The organism is Crocinitomicaceae bacterium (assembly GCA_016708105.1).
GTDB lineage: Bacteria > Bacteroidota > Bacteroidia > Flavobacteriales_D > Crocinitomicaceae > JADJGJ01.
Genome location: JADJGJ010000001.1, coordinates 240,361 through 264,017, shown reverse-complemented (window position 1 = coordinate 264,017; position 23,657 = coordinate 240,361). Strand labels below are relative to the sequence as shown.

Below are 23,657 nucleotides of genomic sequence, written 5' to 3'. Positions count from 1 at the left end.
AAATAATTGAAGTAATAACGCTAAACAAAAGAATCGAATTCATATCATTAATTTTTTGCGCCTGTTGATCGCATGTCATTAGCCCCCCCCGCCACACACAGGCCGTCTAATAAAAGTTCAGACAATAGATATTTATCACACAAATTGTGTGACACATTTTGTGTGATTCATAAAATGTTCTATATTTGAATTATGAAAGAAGACTTCAATCCATTCCCGATAACGGGGTACAGAGGGCCTGAATATTTTTGCAACAGGAAAAAAGAGACTTCGTTGATTCAAAGTCATATTAAAAACCATAAAAACACCACGGTGTTTGCCATTCGTCGTTTAGGCAAAACGGGATTGATTCATCACGTATTCAACAGTTACCAACGCAGCCGTCAGGTTATCTGTATTTACCTAGACATACTTGGCACCCGCAATCTCAAAGAGTTTACTAATCAATTAGGCACGGCCATTTATACACGTTTTCCGGAAAATAAAAGCATTGGGAAAAAATTAATGGACATTATTAAATTATTGAGACCCATCATCAGTTTTGATTCGTTATCAGGTAATCCGGAGCTCAGTTTTGATTTAGGTGAGGCTAAACAATATGAAAAAACAATAAGTCAGTTGTTCAAATTTTTGGATAACCAAAACATTCAAATTGTATTTGCCATTGATGAATTTCAGCAAATATTAGAATATCCTGAAAAAAACACAGAAGCATTACTAAGAACAGCCATTCAACCATTGAAAAACACACGATTTATTTTTTGTGGCAGTAATCAAAAGATGATGCATGAGCTTTTTGACAATGCAAAACGACCATTTTTTGCAAGTTGCAGTCCTATACATCTTGACTATATCAGCATAGATGACTATAGTCGGTTTATTGATAAGATGTTTTCTCTGAAAAAAAGGAAAATAAATTCTGAAGCTATCTCATTCATTCTTGATTGGACATGTAATCACACTTTTTACGTTCAGTTTTTGTGTAACTATATTTACGCTAGGCATGACAAAAAAATAAGTTTGGAAACAGCACAAAGTGCAGCCATTGAAATTCTTAGTCAACATGAGGGAATTTATTATCAATACCGTAATTTACTTACAGATGCACAATGGAATTTGTTAATTGCCGTAGCGCGAGAACAAAAATTATATAATGCTCACGCTAAACAATTTATCCATAAATACAAGCTTGGTACGTCATCTATGATAACGCGGGGGATCCAATCATTACTAGAAAAAGAACTAATCTATTATAACACCTCAGTTGAACGTCCTTATTACGCAGTATATGATAAATTTTTGATGCGCTGGTTGCAGAATAAATAATCACACATTTTGTGTCACACATTTTGTGTGATTATTACGAGTTTCAATAATTTTGAATTTCAACAGCGATATAGCATTCTATAACAAGATAACCGGCATCCAACACCTCTTGAATTTTCTAAAGGTATTCAACAGTTCATTATTTTCAATCCAACCAAAATCAGAATTTTGAAATCCTACTTTGTTTTTTTCAAGGATGATACCGGATTTAAATTTCAAGATGCCGTCACTAAAAATGTAAAAGAAACTATTCACCGTTGTCATATCTGTTGCAGTATATTGGAATGTAAGATTCTTCAGTTCATTTAACACAATTTCATCATTTGAATAAAGTGCTTTTCCTTCCAATAGATTCAAGTCAGACTGCATGTCGTCCCAAGAATAGATGACATATGCTATACATTTACCTTCAGTCATTTCAATGTTTGCAAAAGGGTTAAAAACATCTCCGGAGTCCAACACCTTCTTTTCGGATAATTCAAGTTCAGAGAACTCAATTGTCAGAGGGAGAAAATTTAAAAACAAACACGGGACATAAATAATTCCAAATACAGCAATAATGATGAGGAACTTTTTCATGACGTTGGTTTGGTAGGTTGACTTAACAACCCCAAAAGTAAAAATACTGATTTCATGCTTTCAAAAAGAAAGCCAACTAAAGAAGTATGTAAAATTGTACATGGGTGAAAGATTATTCCATCTAAATGCTGTTTTGTGTCTAACCCCATCAGTATTCCGATTTAATACGTTTTATTATTGCTTTTTCTTTGTCAAATAGAAAATTGCGGTTATTGACGTTTTCTATTATCAATTTGCAATTCTTATAAAAGTGTTCATTGGTCACTTATATTCTTCAATGCAATATACAGGCCTTCAGACACATTTTATATATATTTGTCTTTTAAAATCTAATTATGAAAAAAACTATTTTCTCTCTGGGTCTACTCGCAATTTCATTTGTAGGGCATACTCAACTAAGTAGTGAAGTCTCACGAGAAGACTTTGCTCAGTTACTCACTGACTCAAAAATTTCTGCGAAGTGGAGCTCAGTACAAAAATTAAACACAAAAGCAGAAGTGCGCACTGAAGATCAGCAAGCGGTTTATCAATCGTACATTCAAGCTTTGCGCAATTCAGATTTGTATCTGGATGATTCTTTGAAAGCAATTATTGAACTTGAAATTGTTGCTGCAGAAAATAAATTAAAAACGTTGACTAATTAAACTTATGAAAAAGACTTTACTTCTAACTTTCGCTTCATTGCTTGGGTTAACATCTATGGCTGCTGTTGGCGGACCAGATGCATTTGGATATACCTATATTGACTCTAACGAACCAGGCGGCCCTGTTTATAACTGGATTGAAATTGCAGTGCCTGCAGGAGGTAGCGGTACTTTTGCAACAGGATTAGTTTGTGATGACTGTCATATTGCAAGTATCCCATTGGGATTTACTTTCCCTTTTTATGGAAATAACTTCACCGATATTTCTATTGCTTCAAACGGAACCGTTTATTTTGAAGACGTATATTTAGGATATAGCAACTCATGTATACCGGGTACTCCTGGTTACACCATGACGCAATATAATTTTATTGCGCACATGTGGGGTGATATTGATCCAAGTTCACAAGGCGGAGTATATTATCAGGCTTTCACAAATTATTTTGTAATAGAATTTTATGACGCTGTACCATGCTGCGGACCTGGTGATGGAGATTCATGGCAAGTAATTCTCTATGACAATGGTGACATTGTTATGCAATATGAAGAGTTATCAAATATGGGTACGGATTTCTTCACAATCGGAATTCAAAATGATCCAACTCTTGGACTTGAATACGTATGTGACCAAACCGGAAATATGCCAACAAATTCTCTGGCAGTAAAATTTAGTGCATCTGGGTGTGCGCCGGTTACCGTTACAGCTAATGCAACTGAAACCACTCCTTGCGAAGGAGAAATGATAACACTTACCGGCACAGGTGCTGACACATACGTTTGGGACAACGGTGTTACTGATGGGGTAGCTTTTGCCGCAACAGCAGGATCTACTACTTATACCGTAACAGGAACCGTAACATCTACCGGCTGTACCTATGATGCAACGGTAGTAATTGACGCGTTTACATTACCTGTTGTTACTTATAGCGAGACAGCCACAACGCTGTGTAATTATTTTGCTCCGGTTACTTTAACAGAAGGAACACCTGCAGGAGGAACTTTTAGTGGAACCGGTGTTTCTGGCGGAACATTTGACCCAAATCAAACTGCCGGAAATTATGATGTTGTCTACGCTTATACTGATGGGAATGGATGTAGCTCAAGTGATACTGTGACCTTTACCGTATCGGCATGTCTGGGTCTGAATGACAACAATTCACAAAATATTGAAGTGTTTCCAAATCCAACAACTGGCCTGATTACATTAAACGGATTGACTACTGGTGATCTAATTATCATTTATAACGTTGATGGAAAATTGCTCCTTTCAAAAGAGGCAATCAACAGCTCTATGAGTTTTGATTTGTCATCATTTTCAAACGGAACATACATTCTATTTGTAAATGAAAATGCTTTCAAAATCCAAAAAAATTAATTGATAATAAATTCAATAGTTAACAGCTCTCAGTTATGAGGGCTGTTTTTTTGTGCCTAATAAAAATCAAGTTCATATCCTATCTTTGCTCCATGCCTCGTCTGATTAGTTTTGTAATAGGTGCTCTCTTCTGCTTTGCAATGAAGGGACAGACGCCTTATTACTACGGCGTGAATGATGAGACCGGTGCTCCATCCAATGAAATTTATTGTGCGGTGCAAGATTCGTCAGGATTCATTTGGATTGGTTGCGAAGCCGGATTATTCAGGTATGATGGGTTTGAATTCAAACATTATACAAATCTGAAACAAAATGGAAGAGCTATTTCTTCTCTTCGTTTTGACAATCAAAGCAGATTATGGTGTCAGAATTTTGCAGGACAAATTTATCTGGTAAGAAATGATTCTTTGATTATTTATGCTGATGTTAAAGACAAAATCAAAAATCACCCGGGCTTTGATTTCAATGAAGCAGGTGACTTGTTCATTGGTCTGCCTGACGGACTTTTGATAATTGATGATGAGGGCAATAAAAAACATCTGTTTAAAGACCAGATAGACATCACTGAAATCACCTATTTAGGAGGCGATTCTCTGCTGGTGCAAAATCAAAGTTCATTCTATTATTTACTGATGAATTCAGAAAATATTATTCCATTAAACACAGTGAATGAACCCATACATTCATGCTGGATTGATAAAAGAAACAAACCGGGTTACGCCGTGTTTTCAAATAATTCAAGTCAGATTTTTCATGTATTGAATTTGGAAAACCATCAAGTACTTAACAAAACTTTTTTACCGATTTCAGGTGCAGGTTATTCATTATGGTATACTTTTTATCAAACCGACGAAAATACGGTTTGGATTTCAACCACAAACGGAGCCTGGTGTTATGATTTGCCAAGCCAAAAACTTAGAATGCATCTTTTCAGCGGAGAAAAAATTTCAAATATGTTGATTGATCGTGAAGGGAATTATTGGTTCACCTCACTTGAAAACGGCATGTATGTGATTCCTGAAATTGACATGCGTATATACAGTGAAACAGACAATCTAATTAAAGATCAAAACATATCCGCAATTCATGTGATGAATGATTCTACCTTGATTTGCGGTTCATTTGACGGTTCATCTTTTTTGATGAATATAACAACTGGTGAAGTAAATTATTTAAGTCAAAATGCAGAACTGAGATACCGCACAGTTTCGTCTGTTTTCAAATACAATAACCAGTGGTTGATAGCAAGAAATTATATTTCAGTTTTTGATTCTTTATTTAAGCATGAACAAACCATAAGCACAAATTATACACGTGATATCGCGGTTGATCAAGGACGATTTTATTTTACATCTGCTCTTGGCTCAGGATACTTTAATTATACTGATGAAGTATTGCAAACCAATTTGTATTCCACGGTGATGATATCAAAACAAAGTGGTCGTTTAGTTGAATGTGATACAACCAATCATAAAGTTTGGTTTGCGCAAAGTGAAGGATTGGCAGTTTATGGGCATGATAGTCTCACTTATTTGACACATCAGGGTGAGAGAATTTTTCCATCCACTATGTCTTTTCATCGCGGTGTTTTATGGGTGGGTACTGTTGATCAGGGATTATATGGTTTTGTCAACGACAGCGTAAAATATCATTGGCAAAATCAACTCGTACTCATGGGCAATAGCGTTATTGCCTTTGCTATCAATGATAAGCTTATTGCATGTGCAACGGAAAAAGGAATTCAATTAATTTTTTCGGATACTAGAGAAACTTTTCTGCTTGACTTAACAGATGGAATCAACACCAAAGACATCAATGCGCTTGCCTTGCATGATGATTATCTATTTATTGCCAGCACGCGTGGATTGTATCAATATCCGTTAAATGCATTGAGAAAAAATAAAACAAAAATTCAGGTACAACTTGAAGATGTTTTAATCAACAATCAACCTGTGTCATCGGTTGAACCTATTGAAATGTATTATGATGATGATCTCAGAATTCTATTCAACGCAGCTTCTTTTAGGAGCCGGGGTCAATTCTTTTTCAGATACAAATTTTCGAAAGATAATGCGTGGAATTATGTTGATGGAAAAAACCGTGAACTCTACTTCAATTCGCTTGCTTCAGGTGAATATGAATTGTGGCTAGATGCAGTAAATGAAGATGGGTACAGCAGTGAATCGTTTCTCAAAATTCAGCTGGTGGTTTATCCTCCATTTTGGCAACGATGGTGGTTTTATCTGGTGATTGTTTTGCTCACCGGCATGTTGGCAGCATTATTTTATACCTGGCAAATCAGAAGTATACGAAGGAAAAGTTTACTCAAAGAAAAATTGATCCGGTATCAACTGCGAACTATTAAAGCGCAAATGAATCCACACTTTATATTTAATTCACTCACCTCAATTCAGGATTTAATTTTACAAAAAGATATTTCAAATTCCTATCTCTATCTTACAAAATTTTCAAGCATTCTACGTATGGTTATTGACCTCACAGATACAGATGAAATCAGTCTGGCTGATGAAATAAAATTTCTATCTCTCTATCTCGAAATTGAAAAACTGCGCTTTGGCGATGATTTTGAATACGCATTGCATACCCCTGATGAAAATGAGACCTATTATGCGAACCTACCGCCACTGCTCATTCAGCCATTTGTAGAAAATGCAATCAAGCATGGTCTGCTTCATAAGCGAGGAGAAAAAAAATTATACATCCATTTTGAGGTGACTCGGTCAAAGGATGAATCGTGTACCATACATTGTACTATTCGGGATAATGGAATAGGGCGCAAAAGATCTCAAGAGATAAAAGAAAGAATGGCAGTTAGTCACCAGTCATTTGCAACACGCGCAACTGAACAGCGACTAGAATTACTAAACGGCCGTGATGATTACCGTGTAACATTTGCAATTGAAGATTTGTATTCAGACAATGAGGCTGCAGGCACGCAAGTAAACATCACTGTCACCGCTGATGTAAAAGATAAATTAACACAAAAAAAGTGAGGTGCATCAGATTTTTATAAAGTAAAATGCACCGTTCATGAAACCAGCGCATAATCAAAATAAATTTCTGATATCTTTAGCGCAGCATAAGAATGAATAAAATTACAGCCATACTGGTAGATGATGAAGGCAGGGCAAGCAGCGCTCTTTCAGCCTTACTTGCATTGGTATGTTCTGATGTTGAAATTTTAGAAATTTGTAAAGATGTTCCGTCTGCTGTTTTAGCAATCAATCGCACTAAACCCAATTTAGTTTTTCTGGATGTCGAAATGCCCGAATATAACGGATTTGAATTGTTTGGTTTTTTTCGTGAAATTGATTTTCAGGTTGTGTTTGTCACTGCGTACAGTGAATATGCAATACGTGCATTTGAAGTATCAGCAGTTGATTATTTAATGAAACCTGTTGATCCGGAATTGCTAAAAACTGCTGTTCAAAAAGTAAGAAATAACTTGCACAAAAACGATATTTATCAGCGTCTTGAAATTTTACAGCAGTCATTTAAGGGCAATCCACTAACACGCATTGCCGTGCCTTCATCAGATGGAACGCATTTAATTCCGCTTACTGAAATTCTATATTTGCAAGCTGAAGGAGCATATACTACCATTTTCAAAACTGACCAAACAAAAATGCTGGTAAGTAAAAAATTGAAACATTTTGAAAATGCACTAGAAGATACTCCCTTCATGTTCAGGCCTCATCGCTCCTATCTTATCAATCTCTATCACGTGAGCAAATTTAACAAAGGAGATCATGAACTTACGCTGGATAATGGCGCTGTAATTCCAATAGCCCGTGATCGCAAGCATGATTTTGAAACGGCTATTCAGCATATTCATCGCTCACTTGAAAACTGATTTGACGCTTGTCATTTAATTCTATCTTCTTTAGTGAATTAAAACTAACGATTCACGAATTAGAATTTTTTATCCGGTTAAAATTATTTTGCTTTGCAGCAACTAAATTCTTGACCAACTATGAAAAAAATTATTTTTCTTACGGCTCTCATTTTTTCTGCTTATACAGGCTTCTGCCAACTAGGTAAAAATCTTGAAAGCAAATTGAATGGCACTGCAACTGACCCGCTGAATGAGTATCCTAAAGGAATGACGGCCTATTCAAAAACTCACACTGATTCGCTTGGAATTTCCGGCACGTATTTTTTGCGTTTTCCCGTACAATTCATGTATAAAAATGCCATGAATGCATATAAAACTTTTACCGTTGACCAACTTGTAATTGAATTTGACCCGGCAACATTTACCGGCAGAATACACGTGGTTGATAATGCCATTGAAAACACCGTTCGCATTGCCGGATATCAATTAGAAAACATGTATGAATTATATGCAAACGGATTAAAAGATGTACAAAAAAATGTTTGTCGTCTATTTAATTTCATTGCAATAGAAGTAAACTGCAAAAACTACACCTTTGGTTCAATTATGGGTGTAAGCAAAAGTGGTGCTTTTAAAAGCGGTATGATGTATCGCACGGTTGAAGATCCGGATGTACTTGTATTTGGAAGCGTTTACGCAAAAGAAAATAGAGTGAATTATGATCAAAGTTTTTCACACGGAGGAAATCTGAATGCACTGTCAAAAGATAAATCAAAACTTGAAAATTGGGACAGTACAAAAATTGTAACAGAACTTTTCAGATATGAAAAACTGAATGCAGACTACGTTAGCAAATCATTGGGCGAATTAGTTGCATTGCCAAAACTGGCAATAGATGATGACACACGCGAGGCAGAATATTTTGAAATCATTTCAGGTATGGCCGCACAAGATAAGCCGGTTGCTTGGGCTGATAAATTTATTTACTGCTATATTAATACAGATTGGAAAGACGAATATAAAGGCAATGTAAAAACTCACAGATGGTGCACGGTAATTGCCGTTTCAACCGGATGGACAGAAGGCAGTGAAGGAAGATACATTCCGGTAATCATGAAACAAAACTGGGACGGTTCAACCTACGGAAAAACTTATATGGCCGGTTTTCAAGGGGCATTGGTTCCGGTATCGCATGAAACCATCGCGGCATTCAAGCATTGATTTTTAGATCCTAACATTTTCATCCGCTTCATGAATTCAAATCTACCATTCATGAAGCGGTTGTTTTTATTTCATAGTGAAGAGACTTTCTTTGTTCAAAATTAAATTCATTATGAAGCAAATTATACTTCTTTCAGGGCTGCTTTCGGCATCGTTTTCGTTTTCACAAGTCAATGATGGCTTGGTGATGGATGTTCCATTTACTTATGGAAACGTATTTGATCAGGTAGGTACAAATCACGGTTATAATATAGGCGCAACTCCAACAGATGATCGGTTTGGTGTTGAAAATATGGCACTCTATTTTGATGGAGCAGACTTTGTTTATTTTGGTGATAACGCCACTACCAATCTTGACAACATGGATGAAATTACCATCACTGCATGGATTGAACCGGCAAATGGTTTTTCAGGCATGCGAGCTATCGTTGCAAAATGGAATGACGCAACCAATGAGGAATACGGGATTTATCAAGATGGCCTTAACGGTGTGTACACCATTCGCACCATTAACAATATGGGAACGTCTGTTGCTCTACCCATGTCAACAACAGGTTGGTACTTTGTTGCTTTTACATTTAATAAAACAACCAATCAGCAAAACCTTTACGTAAACAATAGCCTGGTTTCTACCTACACGCCCGGTGGTTTTTACACTAACACAACAAGCAGTACAAATCTTACTATTGGTGCACAATACAATGATGTGAATGGATCTGGTGCTGCACCAAATCGCTTTTTTCAAGGCGCTATTGATGACGTTAGAATTTATGATCGCGTATTGTCAGCTGAAGAAATTGATACGTTATATGAAATGTCAGCAGTGTATTGCAAAGATATTGCTATTGATATTATCAATGTCACTAACACCTCCTCAAACACAGGTGTCATCAACTACAATGTAAGTGGTGGTCACGCACCTTACCAGGTAAGTTTCAACGGAGGTACTTTCACAACCATAACATCAGGCAAAGTATGCAGCACTATGAGTGAAGCAAATCTTTCAACGCTCACTGCTCCGGGTTTAGCAACTTTTACTTCGGTAAATTTTGCATCGTATGGTAATCCATCAGGAACATGCGGTGAATTTATTTATGCAAATTGTCATTCACCAGAAACAATGCAGGCCGTGCAAGATTCACTCCTTGGAAATTACTCAGGCACTTTTATGGGCGCTAATGCAACCTTTGGTTATGACCCTTGCTTTGGAACCGGAAAAAATACGCGCATCATGGTTTCGTATGCTGAACCTATGACATTAAATGGTCTGACACCGGGTGATTACACTATTGCTGTGATGGATTCTTTGGGTTGCATGGGGGTGATACTTGTAACTGTTGAAGATCTCACTGCCGGTGTTCATGAGAATGAATCAATCTTATTTGACGTTTATCCTAACCCTGCACAAAATGAATTAACCATCATCACTGATCAGCTTTTTAGTTTTAACATCGTAAATATTACCGGAGAAATAATTTCAACTCAATACGCCAACGGTAAAACAGTGATTGATATTTCTGATCTTGCACCGGGTGTGTATTTCATTCAAACCCAGAACGGACAGGTACAGCGGTTTGTCAAATCATATTGACAAAATAATTCCTTTGACTAAATGTACATGAAAATCCGTCGCGCTGTGGCGGATTTTTTTTTAGAATGAATGCCTGACTGAAGCCCAAATAACATGAGTAAACATGTGGTTTGCATTTGTAAGTTTTGAGCTTGTTATCTGCAAATTATAAATACATTGCAAAGACAAGTTTTCAGAAAACTTAAGTACCGGACCTGTCATTATACGGTTTTGATCATAAGCTCCGGTGGCATCAGGCGTAATCCAGTTTAAAAAAAGTTCGTTGCCAATAAGCCACCATAAACTGGTTTCTTTATTCTCTGATATATTGAATAATTTGAACTGCGCATTTGCTGCCAATCTATTGCGCAATAAAAATGTATGACTCTTTTGATCAAATATTGAAAATTGCGTAAACCATCTTTCTTCCAAACGATATCTAAAGTTGACAACGAATTTTTCTTTTTTCATGTCATATCCAATCTCCTGATATGGTCTAAATTCTGACGAACTAAAATAAGTATCATTCGCCAAATCTTGTGCAAAAAAACCGCTGTGCACAACACCTCCACCTAATTTCAAACCACTGTTCAATTTATACCAACATGAAACGCGCGCAATGTATTGAGCAGGTTCGTTCATCCAATTCCGCCATCTAAAACCTACATCTCCACCAAGTGAAAATTTATCGCTAATTTTTTTCTGGGCATAATATTGAACCCATTGCTGGTTGCTATGGGTATTTGATTGTCCATGTAAACTGAAATTAGTAATCATGAAAAAAAATACCAGAGAATAAATCTTATAATTAAAGCACAGCCAATTCATTTGTTTAAAGTTTAGTAGCTACCAATTATTTACAAAGTTCTTCATTTATCAAGTCATCAGAATACCGATCGTGCAAACTAAATCGTCATTTTACCCTCGTACTTCTTCAGTGCTTTATCAATTTCTTTTTCTAATTGCCGATATTGTTTAATTACTTTTTTTCCTTCGTCAGTTAATACAGCACCACCACCGGTTTTTCCACCAATTTGCCGGTCAACCAACACTGAACCCGCTGAGGCATTCATATCTCTAATCAATTGCCACGCCTTGCGGTATGACATATCTACTTCAGAGGCCGCTTTGGAAATTGAACCGTACGTGGCAATGTTTTCCAATAGGGTAATTCTGCCAGGACCAATAAAAGGTTTGTCACCCTTTTCAATCCACACACGTAAACGAATTTCTGACTTATTTTTTTTCATACTCCAGTGGTGTTTATTATTAGTCTGCTAAAAAAACATTCAATGCAAATTATGGTGATTTTGAAAAAAAAACCCAGACCCGAAGGCCTGGGTAAAGTAATTACCACACCGGATTGGACAACTAATGATTGCGTGGTAATTTACCGTAAGTATGTGCAGTTGATTTGCGAATTGCTTTTCTGTTCCAGTTCCAATAAACCACTTGATATCTTCTCCAAGTATATGCAATAGGATAAACCAAGAAGTGCATAAAGCGGGTAAACGGAATGATAGCAATAATGAAGAACGCAGATACAATGTGAATTTGTGCCCACCATGGCATTGCATCAGCAACTCCAATTTGTGGATCAAATGTAAAGATTGATCTCAGGTAAGGAGTTAATGAAGTTGCAAACCAAGTTGATCCCCAACGTGAGAATAATGCAATAGCAATACCGGAAACAATTTGAACAAGAAGTATAACATAAACCAAGGTATCCATATTGTTTGACAACACCATCAGTTTGCTATGGCTATAGCGACGTTTAATCAAAAGAACTAAACCAATCAATGCAGCAAGTGCAAACGCGAGCGATGAAACTTCAAGAATTAATAAACGAAGTGGATGACCATTCCAAACAATAATTGCGCGTGGCACTAAAAACGCAGTAATGTGACCAAAGAAAATAATCAACATACCCCAGTGGAAAGGTTGGCTACCAAAGAAAAGCTGACGACCTTCTAAAAACTGAGTTGATAAAGATGAAACTTTGAATCCAAGATTTTTGTATCTGAAGATACTTCCGATTAAGAAAATAATCAGTGCAACATATGGGAATGCACCAAACATCAAGTAGGAGAAGCCCGGTGTTTTTTCAGCAAGCGCTTCTTTTAATAGATAAATAACCAGAATAGTACACAACAACACAATAGCAAAAGTGGTGAGGTAATTTTTGTTGTAATTTTTGTATCCAACAAAACCATTTTCATCCATCGCACGGTTAGCATTGCGGTATGTGCCCCAAAGCATCCAAGCTACAAGTAACACAATAACGATTGCAAACCAATAAACCATTTTTCCTGTATAGTCAGTGGCTACCGGTTCTTCAGCCGCAGGTGCAGCAGGTGCTTCAGCTGCAGGTGCTTCAGCAACTACCGGCTCAGCAGGTGCTTCTGAAGCAGTGGCGATATAGTCAAAAATTGACAAAATCGCACTGTCGCCAAGCTGCTCATATGGAGGCATTGGTGAATTATTGAACTCCGCAAAAAGTGCAACGGCTGTTGAATCACCACTCTCAATAAGTGCTGCGCTGTTTTTTGTCCAGCTCAGTAACCATTCTTCTGAACGGCGTTCACCTACACCAAGCAAACCGGGCCCAACAAGCTTATCAGCAGTCAGACGGTGGCAGGCCGCACAATTGTTTTTAAACAGTTCTTCTCCTGTTTGAGCCGAACTATAATTTGATATCGTAGCAAAAAGTGCCACCAGTGTAAACCAAACAAGTTTTGAAATTTTACCTGGATTTTTTACTGTCTCTAACATGTTCTTTTCGTATTAATTATTGACTAATTTTTGTTGTTGTGGTCCCACTGGTTGTGCTGCTCGTGCTGCAACCTCCTTCGCAATTTGCAAGGAAATTACGTCCGTACTCTGGCTGAAATCCGGCATCGTAGGCAATGCCGGCAAAATCACGTTGAGCAATGGCATACAATGTTTCAATTGCGTTTCCATAAATATTCCCGGTGATTTCTTCTTTATCCAAAACTACTCGGTCATTCTTTTTATGGATTTTATGTCTCATCGCTATTCTGGCCTGATCAAATTCCTTCACCATTTTTTCAAGTGATGGAATTAAAATCCGTACTCCTAGTTCCTTGATAAATTCATCATCCTCGGACAAACTCATCAACTCAAGCACGTTGGGCAGGTTGTCAGCCAATTCACACCCACAGTCATGATTTATTTTTTCATGTTCTGTTTTCATGTGAACCAGAAATTCTCCACGTTTATAATCTTCACCAAATAGCACATATCCAAGATCAAGAAAACAAATTGCCTGAATATGAAAAGTCAGATTAAATGTTTCTTCTATTTTGAAAAAGTCACTGTCATTGATGAATGATACAAATGGTGAGAACCCTGATGCCAGATCAGGATATTTCTCCCTGATCAAGTCATGGCAATTGTTCACCTCACGAACATAATTCATGTCCGTTGGGTATTTGAACACCTGCGCAAGCACCTTATAGTGGTCTCTGTTAGTTATCATAATCCTCTTTCAGGGCGGGTTTTAAATCCAAATCCGGTTTCACCTTTTGCGTCAGCAGTTGCTTCAAGCATTTCAATTGATTCTTCACGGTGTGCAGGCGGAATCACGAAACGCTCTTCAAAAGTTGCAAGTGAAGTTAAACGGAAAATTGCGTTTGCTGTATGAACATCATAACCTGCAACTTCAAGTGCTTTTTTCACTTCAATCTTGTCATAGTCACCAACGGTAATATCTCTACGATTGATTTTCACCGCAAGTAATCTTTTCATCACTTGTGCGATTCTGTTCGTGTCCCCATTTGTGAAAAGTGAAGCCAAATATTTCATTGGTAAGCGTTGCTGATCAAGATTTGCAAACATGTGTTCTGATGTAGTCTCGTATGTACCATTCTCAACACTTGCCATAGCAGGCAACATTGGTGGAACATAGAACAAGTTTGGAATAGTTCTGAATTCAGGGTGTAAAGGAAGAGCAATTTTCCACTCTTTTACAAATTTATACACCGGTGATTCTTGTGCTGCTTTTATTGTAGAGTCATGCACTCCGTTTTCACGTGCAGCTTTGATCACTTCCGGATCAAATGGATCCAGATAAATATTCATTTGTGCTTCTAATAACTGATCATCATTTGATGCAGCTACTGCTTGAATTTTATCAGCATCATACAACATCACACCCAGATAACGGATACGACCAACGCATGAGTGCATACATGCAGGAGCCTGACCAGACTCAAGACGTGGATAACACAAAATACATTTTTCAGATTTACCGGTATTCCAGTTGTAATAACTTTTCTTGTAAGGACACGCTGTTACGCACATTCTCCATGCACGGCAACGATCTTGATTAATTAATACTACACCGTCTTCACCGCGTTTGTACAATGCACCTGAAGGACATGATCCAACGCAGGCAGGGTTCAAACAGTGATTACAAATACGTGGCAAATAATGCAAGGTCATTTGCTCAAGCTGGAACATACTTTCTTGTTCTGCCTGTGTGAGGTTTTTAAAGTTTACGTCGTTGCGGGCGTAATCCGGAGTACCACTCAAGTCATCGTCCCAGTTTGGTCCGCTTTGAATGTCAATATGCTCACCTGTGATCAATGATACCGCACGTGCAGTTGGTTGATCGTCTCCCTCAGGAGCTGTGAACAAATCTTGATATTTATATGCCCACGGAACATAGTAATCTTCCAATACCGGCATATAAGGATTATGAAAGATATTTTTCAATCCTTTCAGTTTTCCTGCTCCTTTAAGAGATACTGAATCTCCATTTTTTTCCCATCCGCCTTTATAGATATCCTGGTTTTCCCATTTGGTAGGATAACCGGTTCCGGGTTTTGTTTCAACGTTGTTCCACCACATGTATTCTGCACCGCGTCTGTCAGTCCAGATATTTTTACAAGCGATAGAACAGGTGTGACATCCGATACATTTGTCGAGATGAAATACCATTGAAATTTGTGATCTAACGTCCATAATATTTTCTTTTTCGTTAATTCCTAATTATTATCGCTTATTAATATTCTACTACATCCATTCTGCGTACCAGAACGTGAGTATCACGGTTCACACCTACAGGACCCCAGTAATTGAAGTGGTAAGTAAATTGTCCGTAACCTCCGCAAAGCAGATTTGGTTTCAAGTGAACACGAGTGAATGAGTTGTTCATACCTCCACGACGTGGTTCACCATTTTTACCTCTTCTGATTTGAGATTTTGGAACATTATAAGTTCTTTCAACCGCGTGGTAAACAATACATACACCACTTGGGATACGAGCACTCACGCAGGCGCGGGTTACATATACACCATGGTCATTGTACACTTCCACAAAATCGTTGTCTTTAATACCCAGTGACGCAGCGTCTGTTTCACTTAACCAGCATGGTTCACCACCTCTTGAAAGTGTTAACATTCTCAGTGTATCACCATACGTTGAGTGAATATGCCATTTACCGTGTGGAGTAAGTACATTCAGCACTTTTGCTTTTCCATCATTCACGGTTACACGCATGTCACCATATACATCAGGAGTTGGTGATGGCTTATAGGTTGCAAGGTGCTCACCAAACGCAATGTATGCATCATGATCAAGGTAGAAATGTTGTCTTCCGGTAAGTGTTCTCCATGGAACAAAGAAATCTACGTTATACGTATATGCTGCATACGTTCTTCCGTCATGCATTAAACCTGACCAAAGTGGTGATGAATTATAACGTTTAGGTTGTGCCTGCAAGTCACGGTATTCAATTTGAATATCGCGGTATGGCATACCTAATTCTGCAATCGCAGGAACACCAATTTTCTCAGCCATGTTGCGGTAACATCTGTCTGCCAATTTACCGTTAGTAAGTGTAGACAGTTTCAAAATTGCATTGATACCTTCTACATCATCTTTCAATGAAGGATATTCAGTACCGTCGCTCCATTTTGTAATGTGTTGACGATTAGTAAGCATTTCATCATATACATCATCACACATGTAGCTGTTACCGTGAGCACCTAAGCCATTTTTAGCAACACCTTTTCCAAGTGAAATAAACTTGTCATAAATTTTAGTGTAGTCACGCTCAACAATAGCAATTTTGTGCATTGTTTTTCCAGGAATTGGTTCACACTCACCATGTGCCCAATCTTGAATAGTCAACTGTGAAATCTCATCTTTTGAGTCATGAGACAAAGGTGAGTTCACCACATCTTTCATCACGTTTGGCAAATAGGTTGGCGCCATTTGCTGAACTTTTTTAGCCAGCGTTTGGAAAATCTGCCAGTCAGATTTAGCTTCCCATACCGGAGGAATTGCCTCAGATAACGGGTGAATGAACGAGTGCATATCAGTTGAGTTGATATCTGCTTTTTCATACCATGAAGCTGTTGGCAACACGATGTCTGAATAAAGCGCCGAAGTATCCATACGGAAATTGATATCAATTACCAAATCCATTTTACCACGTGCACCTACTTTTTTGAATTCTATATCTTCTACTAAATCTTCAGCTACCTCATTCGCAATTTGGTTGGTATGTGTTCCAAGATAGTGATCAAGGAAGTACTCGTGTCCTTTAGAAGATGTTCCAAGAGCATTACCTCTCCAAATAAACCAAACACGTGGAAAGTTGATCTCTTCATCCGGTTGAACGCAGGCGTGTTTCAAATCACCTGTTTTCAATTTTTTAACGATGTAATCAACGATTGCCTTATCATCACCGGCTCCTGCATTCTGAGCTTCTTGAACCAATTCAAAGTTGTTTTGATTGTATTGAGGATAATAAGGCATCCACCCGTTGCGCACAGATTTAACTACCCAGTCAGCAGTGTGCATGTTGGCTAATTTATTATCAGGAACGCTGTTGTAGAAACGTTGGTTACCATCATATCTCCACTGACTTGTATTGATATAATGCCAAAGTGGACCTTGTTGCAGACGCGGAACAGTACCCCAGTCTTTTGAACTCATGATCGCAGACCATGAATCCATTGGAGCCAATTTCTCTTGACCCACATAGTGATTCATACCACCACCATTTTTTCCGTTACAACCGGTTAGCATTTGAGCCATGATTGCAGAACGGTACATCAAGTTTTCATGGAACCAGTGGTTAATACCGGCACCAACAATCACCATGCAAGCACCTTCAGTTTTTTCAGCTGTGCTTGCCCATTCACGTGCAATCTGAATAACTGTTTTTGGTCCAATACCGGTGAAAATTTCTTGCCATGATGGAGTGTAAGATTGTTCTTTGTCGTCGTAGCTTGTTGGATAGTCTCCTTCAAGACCACGGCTTACACCGTACTGCGCCATGGTTACGTCATAGATAGTTGCAACGGCTACTTTATTTCCGTTTACATCATTGATATAACGAACCGGAACACCGCGCAGATATTTGCGTTTGTGTCCGTAGTCAACAAATTCTACTTGTAATACTCCATCTTTTTTATTGAGGAACGTCAATTCAGGATCATAATCTTTTCCTGTCTCACCATCTTGGAAGAGTAGATTCCATCTTCCTTTTTTCTCTTGCCAACGGTGACCCATTGTTCCACCAGGACAAACAAGTTCTCCTGATTTGGAGTCATAGTTAAGATATTTCCATGCTGCATGTTCAGCATCTTTGTATTTAGCAATTTCACTTGCTTTCACCATTTTACCAGGATGATAAACACCATCTTTCTGATCTAATTTAATAATGAAAGGACAGTCAGTAAATTTCTTCACGTAATCAATGAAGTAAGGTACTTGTCTGTCAGCGTGGAATTCTTTCAAAATAACATGAGTAACAGCCATCCAGAAAGCACCATCAGAACCAGCGTGAACAGGAATCCACTGATCAGCGTGTTTAGCCACCATGCTAAAGTCAGGAGACATTACCACGGTTTTGGTTCCATTGTGACGAGCTTCAGAGAAGAAGTGGATATCCGGAGTACGTGTCATACCCAAGTTAGCACCCATGTCTACAATATATTTTGATTTATACCAGTCAGCACTTTCGCACACGTCAGTTTGTTCACCCCAAATTTCAGGGAACGCGTTTGGAAGGTCACAATACCAGTCGTAGAAACTTAAGTTAACACCACCCATCAACTGCAGGTAACGAGCACCTGATGCGTAGCTCAACATACTCATAGCCGGAATTGGTGAGAAACCAATGATACGGTCAGAGCCATATTTTTTTACAGTATAAATATTAGATGCTGCAATGAGTTCAAGAATTTCATCCCAATGAACTCTTCTGAAACCACCTTTACCGCGTGCACGTTGATAACGGTGACGTTGAACTGGGTCAGCCTGAATACTTGCCCAAGCTTCAACCGGATCATTATTATGTTTTGCTTTTGCTTCTCTGTAAAGATCAATCAATGCTCCACGCACGATTGGGTATTTTACCCTGATTGGGCTATAAAGATACCATGAATAAGAGATACCACGCTGGCATCCACGAGGCTCATAAGGCGGAACCTCTTTGTTGAATTGTGGATAATCTACTTGTTGTAATTCCCACACCACAATTCCATCTTTCACGTGAATTGCCCAAGAACATCCACCGGTACAATTGACGCCGTGTGTAGATCTGACAACTTTATCGTATTGCCATCTATTTCTGTAAAACTCTTCCCATTTTCTGGTTTTAGGGGAGATTATGTCTTCTATCCAGCTCATTATTTCCAGGTATTAGTTGTTAGTTAATTGCTCGTACTTGTCTCGCGAAAATTTGGTCTTTCGTCGAGTGTTTTTTGCGTTTGTTCCAAATTAAAATGATGATGATCAAAATCCCAATAAATCCGGCACCTGAAATCATCAGCATCATCATTATACTAGAAGATTTTGGTTCAAGTGGGTTTTGAGAAACAGATTTTAAGAAAGCTGCAATACTTGTTTGTTCAGCAGTTGTAACAGGATTATTTAAATAAGCAGCATTCATTGCAGGGAAAGGGGCATTTTGCACCATAGCAAGAATTCCGGCTTCACCCATTCTTGTATATGAGTCAGTCAGATCTTTTGCAAGATATCCTCCAACAACACCTTCAGCAGCTACATCGTGACAGCTGATACAAGAAGGACCACCATTAAAGAATCCTTTTTCACCGGTGAAATATTTTTTACCATCTGCAATTTGTGCATCGGTATAATTTATTTCAACCACCGGAGCAGCTTCACCGGCAGCAGCAGCACCAAGCGTTCCAAGATAGTCAATCAGCGCTGTCATGTCAGCATCTGAAAGTTGCGGAAAACCAGGCATGGGTGAGTTGTTGTACTCAGCATAAATGGCTTTAGCATCTGCATCACCAGAATTAATTAATCCCTGAGAATCTTTAATCCAGGATTTCAACCAGTCGGCTGATCTTTTTTCAGTAATACCGGCCATACCAGGACCTACTAGCTTGTCACCTGTTGTTTTGTGGCATGCCGCACAGTTAGATTGAAATATCTGAGCTCCATCCTGAGCAGTTGCCTGAAAAGACAGGAACAGGAAAGACACGCCCAGAGCTAAGCTTTTTGCGGACTTATACATATTCGTTTCCATCGTTTGATTTTTTTTGAGTGCTGTTAACGAGTCAAAAGTCATTAATAAAGTATGGGTACAAAATGATATACGTCATACTTTCTAGGTTTCTTGTCAGGATTAGGAAAAACTGATATAATTCAGTTTTTTGACTTCATGTTCTCTGGAAAGTCTTGTAAATACTCAAATACAAGATGAAAAAGAAGGATAAGAAAACCTAGTGCTAAAAAAACACCTGAGTACATGAAAACACGCAAAACAGGTTCAATATCAGCCATTATCTGCGCAAAAGACTGATCAGTTTCAATGGTGGCTATCCCTTTCAAAATTCCTGAAAAAATTAATGCCCCCCAGAAAATTGCCAACGATAAATTAATTAACCAAAAGGGAATACGCACCCATGCCGACCGGATATTCTGAAAATGAAATACAACAAATGCCAATAATATCATGGAATTAATTCCAATGGTGCTACCCATTGCGTGTGCCACGGTGATGTGGGTTCCATGTGTATATAAATTGATTGCCGGTATAGAAATACAAATTGCCAAGGCAAGATTTAAAAAAACCCAGATATCAGAAGCCAAAATGAATAAGTAAGCGTTGCGATTTTTAAACCGTTGAGCCGTGGTAAGCGTTGATTTCCATTTCCAAATTATACGGCCAATGATGAACAACTCAGTCATACTGATAATATAAGCTATAGTACCAATATAATGTGATGAGGGAACAATATAAACGTGATGCGCCCAGTTAAAGAATAGGTTGGTCAATCCTACAAAATAAAGAACAAAAGCCATTTTTGATTTTGCATACGAATCATCTCCACTGATTTTTTCCATTACGTAGAGCCCGGCACCATAAACAAACATATTCCATGCACCAACCAGAGAGCCGTATGACTTCCATTGCACAGTTAATTCACGCACAAGAGAATTACTGAAATAGTCAAAAATCCATGAGTTAGCTTCAGAAAATGTAATGAAGAAAATGACAATGCCGGTAGCCCACATCCATAGATAGACAGGCCAGTTTTTGATTTTCCAGACAGCGGTGAAATAATTAATGCCGAACAAAATCCATGAAAATAAAATTGGCAAACTATACACCGGCGGAAATTCCCAATACTCACGACCACCAAATGTACCAGTGAGGTATGAAATAATAATGAGAATACCTGTAACGAAATAGATAACCCAATGCGCAAGACCAAGATAATAAAATCGAAGTAATTTTTTTTCTTCTAGATAAGAGTAAACTGCCCCAATACCAAGAGAAAATATCCAAGCAATTGCCAATGAAACATGCAGTGGGCGTGTTTTAAAAAATGCAATATCAGGAATGAAATCAGGAAAAATAAATTGAATAGCGGCAATCACTCCAAAAATCAACGCTAATACTAACGAGGCAATCCCCGTTACAATGAATAATCTGCCTATACTAATCATTTTTCTAAATTCTTGTTAACCATTCCATACCAAGTTACACTGGCATCTTTGTGTGGATATTTTGAGGTACTGTCAATATATGTCAGATACGCCACCAGATAATCAATTTCCTGAATGCTCAAATTGAATTTTGGCATTTTCTGTGTGCCATTAGCGATGAATGAACGCACGTAAGCTTCGCCTTTATTTGATATGACATTGGTAAGATCAGGTCCCATGTAACCACCCAGCCCATAAAACTGATGGCAGGCAATGCAATTTTTTTCCTGGAAAACGCGCTTGCCTTCTCGCGCAAATTCATTTATTGGTGCATTAGTTTCAGTACCTATGGTATATACAAATATGCTATATCCGATATAACCAATAAAAAGCGTGAAAAAAATTGTCCTTCTGGTTTTAAGACTCATCAATCTACATGAATTAATTTTTCAAAATTTCTGACAGTAATACTTTCGCCGTCGCGGTCAAGAATTTTCTTGTTACACAATTCATCTAGCGAATGCAGCAGCTGCTTTCTATTAGCGTTGGTAATTGCAGCAAGTTCACTGATAGAAACTTCAATTCGCAATGGCTTATTGTTTTCAGTGGCCGAAGGTACGGCATGAGAAGGACTTAAAAAAACAATTGCGTCAGCTAATTTTTTTAAAAAACTTACTTTGCTTGAATACGTTTTTCTTTGCTCAATATAATCCATTCGTCTGTAAAGCAAATTGATGATATATGCTCTGAATTCTTTTTCCGCTTTAAGAAGTCTGATAAAATCATCCCGCGAAATAAGAATCACCTCAGCCTTTTCACTAATTACAGTAGTTATATAGGAGTAAGCAACATAACCATTATAATATGAAGATAAACCAAAGAAATTTCCTGAACAAAGCAGCCAAACCAAAACGTCACGCTTGCTTTTTACCCTTGAATTATCAATTCTGATTTTTCCGTTTTTCAAATAATAAATTCCCTCAATGCCTGACTCTTGGTCATAAATAACGTCACCGGCATGATAGGTTTTTTCACGACCACCAAATTTTTTTATAAGATTTTCAAAATCCTGCATCAGGCCAACTTGTAATTCTGACCAAATTTGCTGTAATCTCAAACCGAAAAAAATGAGTTGAATCATAAAATTGTCGGAGAATCGAATTGAATTTGTTTTGAAAATGCCCGAAATTTCAAGGAATTATACTGATTTCACAACACTAAATTATAGCACATCTTGAAACCCTAAAAAAATTTGGATTAATCCTCAATATTGGCAAGAGCCTGAAGTTTATCAAGAGACAGTAATTGAATGTCTTTTCCTGAAATAGCAATGAATCCCTCTTTATTCAGCTCAGATAGGGTTCTGATTGTTGTTTCCGTTGTGACTCCTGCCATATCACCAATTTCTCGGCGAGTAAGCCGAATGTCCAATGTTTTACCATCTTGTTTCACCCCAAACTTGCTTTTCAATTGTAACAACACTTCTGCCACACGCTCACGCACCGTTTTTTGCGTAATATCTACCAATTGCTGCTCTGATTGACGTAATTCACGCGCCAGTAATTGAATGGTATTTAAACAAAGAGTATTGTTTGACTCTAATAATTCAAAGAATTTTTTCTTAGAAAGATAACATACGTAACTATCTTCAAGAGCTGTTGCGGTTGCCTTGTATGGTTCATTGCACAAAAGAGAGCGATAACCCAGCGTATCCGCATTGCCTGAAATCCTCACAATCTGCTCTTTGCCTTCATCACCAAGTTTGGAAATTTTTACTTTGCCTTTGTAAATGCAATAAAGACCATGCGGGTGATTTCCCTCGTAAAAAATGACTTGTCCCTTTTTATAAAAATTATTGCCTTTGTCCTCACCTAATTGTGCCTTGTCTTCACGCGATAGGCATGAAAACATACCACCCTTATTTGGGCAGTCTTCACAAGAAGGCATCTCTACTTTTGCATTCTTCATACAGGCTAATTTTCTGTAAAGTTAGCTTGTTTCAGTCACAAAGCGGTGAATGCAAGGTCATTCCTTTACATGATTTATGTCATGTCTGTAATTCGTTTCAGCCTAAATAATAGCTGATTAAAAACAGGTGTGATGCTAATTTAGTTGACTGATAATGTGGCGGTTTAACTCAGTAGCCT

General features: G+C 37.9%; 19 protein-coding genes. 7 read left to right on the top strand and 12 right to left on the bottom strand.

Annotation, left to right across the window (positions count from 1 at the left end; translation table 11 throughout):
* Nucleotides 1-192 precede the first annotated feature (192 nt).
* Nucleotides 193-1,326, top strand: coding sequence for an ATP-binding protein (locus IPH66_01045; protein ID MBK7127940.1), 1,134 nt, complete (start codon nt 193-195; stop codon nt 1,324-1,326).
* Between the two features lie 78 nt (nt 1,327-1,404).
* Here the strand turns inward: IPH66_01045 and IPH66_01040 are convergent, their stop codons facing one another.
* On the bottom strand, nt 1,405-1,905 hold the full coding sequence (locus IPH66_01040; GenBank protein ID MBK7127939.1) for a hypothetical protein: 501 nt from the start codon (nt 1,903-1,905) through the stop codon (nt 1,405-1,407).
* Between the two features lie 335 nt (nt 1,906-2,240).
* On the opposite strand from IPH66_01040, the gene IPH66_01035 reads away from it, so the two are divergent.
* The 6 genes from IPH66_01035 to IPH66_01010 all read left to right on the top strand — a co-directional run bounded on the left by IPH66_01035 (nt 2,241) and on the right by IPH66_01010 (nt 10,592).
* Nucleotides 2,241-2,549 carry a hypothetical protein gene (locus IPH66_01035; protein ID MBK7127938.1) on the top strand — a complete coding sequence of 103 codons (309 nt, stop codon included), beginning with the start codon at nt 2,241-2,243 and terminating at the stop codon, nt 2,547-2,549.
* Between the two features lie 4 nt (nt 2,550-2,553).
* Nucleotides 2,554-3,924, top strand: coding sequence for a T9SS type A sorting domain-containing protein (locus IPH66_01030; protein ID MBK7127937.1), 1,371 nt, complete (start codon nt 2,554-2,556; stop codon nt 3,922-3,924).
* 92 nt (nt 3,925-4,016) lie between these two features.
* Nucleotides 4,017-6,938 (top strand): histidine kinase, encoded by a 2,922-nt coding sequence (locus tag IPH66_01025; GenBank protein MBK7127936.1) that lies wholly within the window; start codon nt 4,017-4,019, stop codon nt 6,936-6,938.
* A gap of 92 nt (nt 6,939-7,030) precedes the next feature.
* Nucleotides 7,031-7,798: a response regulator transcription factor gene (locus IPH66_01020; GenBank protein MBK7127935.1), complete on the top strand. Its 768-nt coding sequence runs from the start codon at nt 7,031-7,033 to the stop codon at nt 7,796-7,798.
* Nucleotides 7,799-7,918: 120 nt separating this feature from the next.
* Nucleotides 7,919-9,001, top strand: a complete 1,083-nt coding sequence (locus IPH66_01015; protein MBK7127934.1) for a hypothetical protein — start codon at nt 7,919-7,921, stop codon at nt 8,999-9,001.
* Between the two features lie 112 nt (nt 9,002-9,113).
* Nucleotides 9,114-10,592, top strand: a complete 1,479-nt coding sequence (locus IPH66_01010) for a T9SS type A sorting domain-containing protein (protein MBK7127933.1) — start codon at nt 9,114-9,116, stop codon at nt 10,590-10,592.
* A gap of 60 nt (nt 10,593-10,652) precedes the next feature.
* Here the strand turns inward: IPH66_01010 and IPH66_01005 are convergent, their stop codons facing one another.
* The 11 genes from IPH66_01005 to IPH66_00955 all read right to left on the bottom strand — a co-directional run bounded on the left by IPH66_01005 (nt 10,653) and on the right by IPH66_00955 (nt 23,478).
* Entirely contained in the window at nt 10,653-11,399 is a 747-nt protein-coding gene (locus IPH66_01005) for a DUF2490 domain-containing protein (protein MBK7127932.1), read from the bottom strand.
* Nucleotides 11,400-11,476: 77 nt separating this feature from the next.
* The gene (locus IPH66_01000; GenBank protein ID MBK7127931.1) at nt 11,477-11,821 is read right to left on the bottom strand and encodes a winged helix-turn-helix domain-containing protein; all 345 of its coding nucleotides are present in this window, start codon (nt 11,819-11,821) and stop codon (nt 11,477-11,479) included.
* A gap of 121 nt (nt 11,822-11,942) precedes the next feature.
* Entirely contained in the window at nt 11,943-13,343 is a 1,401-nt protein-coding gene (gene narI / locus IPH66_00995; protein ID MBK7127930.1) for a respiratory nitrate reductase subunit gamma, read from the bottom strand.
* 16 nt (nt 13,344-13,359) lie between these two features.
* A complete protein-coding gene (locus IPH66_00990; GenBank protein MBK7127929.1) occupies nt 13,360-14,070 on the bottom strand; it encodes a hypothetical protein in 711 nt (236 codons plus the stop codon).
* Nucleotides 14,067-15,557 (bottom strand): nitrate reductase subunit beta, encoded by a 1,491-nt coding sequence (narH, locus tag IPH66_00985; GenBank protein MBK7127928.1) that lies wholly within the window; start codon nt 15,555-15,557, stop codon nt 14,067-14,069. The genes IPH66_00990 and narH overlap by 4 nt, the downstream gene beginning before the upstream one ends.
* Before the next feature lie 40 nt (nt 15,558-15,597).
* Nucleotides 15,598-19,239, bottom strand: a complete 3,642-nt coding sequence (locus tag IPH66_00980) for a nitrate reductase subunit alpha (protein ID MBK7127927.1) — start codon at nt 19,237-19,239, stop codon at nt 15,598-15,600.
* A 19-nt stretch (nt 19,240-19,258) separates the two neighbouring features.
* A complete protein-coding gene (locus tag IPH66_00975) occupies nt 19,259-20,059 on the bottom strand; it encodes a c-type cytochrome (protein MBK7127926.1) in 801 nt (266 codons plus the stop codon).
* A gap of 164 nt (nt 20,060-20,223) precedes the next feature.
* Entirely contained in the window at nt 20,224-21,531 is a 1,308-nt protein-coding gene (locus tag IPH66_00970; GenBank protein ID MBK7127925.1) for a cbb3-type cytochrome c oxidase subunit I, read from the bottom strand.
* Nucleotides 21,528-21,938, bottom strand: a complete 411-nt coding sequence (locus tag IPH66_00965; protein ID MBK7127924.1) for a cytochrome c — start codon at nt 21,936-21,938, stop codon at nt 21,528-21,530. Before IPH66_00965 ends, IPH66_00970 begins: the two co-directional genes overlap by 4 nt.
* Nucleotides 21,938-22,651, bottom strand: a complete 714-nt coding sequence (locus IPH66_00960; protein MBK7127923.1) for a Crp/Fnr family transcriptional regulator — start codon at nt 22,649-22,651, stop codon at nt 21,938-21,940. The genes IPH66_00965 and IPH66_00960 overlap by 1 nt, the downstream gene beginning before the upstream one ends.
* A 116-nt stretch (nt 22,652-22,767) precedes the next feature.
* Nucleotides 22,768-23,478, bottom strand: coding sequence for a Crp/Fnr family transcriptional regulator (locus tag IPH66_00955; GenBank protein ID MBK7127922.1), 711 nt, complete (start codon nt 23,476-23,478; stop codon nt 22,768-22,770).
* Between the last annotated feature and the right edge of the window lie 179 nt (nt 23,479-23,657).